Origin of the sequence: Desulfosporosinus metallidurans (assembly GCF_001936615.1) — a bacterium.
GTDB classification, from domain to species: Bacteria; Bacillota; Desulfitobacteriia; order Desulfitobacteriales; family Desulfitobacteriaceae; genus Desulfosporosinus; species Desulfosporosinus metallidurans.
Map to the genome: position 1 here is coordinate 1 of NZ_MLBF01000231.1, position 292 is coordinate 292.

A 292-nucleotide genomic window follows, 5' to 3' on the forward strand; every position below is an offset into this window, starting at 1 on the left:
GAGGACCACTAAAGTGGTTCGGGGTGTCGCCAACATTTAATGAATGTTGGCGACGACACGCCTACTAGCTAAACTCATATTCATCAAAATGTGGCTGGTGTGTGGTAGTTTATTGAATATTTTAGGTTATAAATTTTCTATAAGAACAAATAAAAATTGGTATCATGTCCTGTACCTAAGTTCCCACCTAACGGGCAAGAGGACCAAATTGATCTATTGGCCAATAGCGAACTAGACTCCGGCCAGTTATATTCTTAGTAGGTAAAAAACCCCACATCCTTGAGTCAGCGCT

At 40.8% G+C, this 292-nt stretch carries 1 protein-coding gene; it reads right to left on the reverse strand.

What is annotated here, in order from left to right:
• Positions 1-187: 187 nt before the first annotated feature.
• On the reverse strand, positions 188-292 hold a 105-nt coding region (locus DSOL_RS29375; protein WP_235839024.1), incomplete at its 5' end, for a S26 family signal peptidase.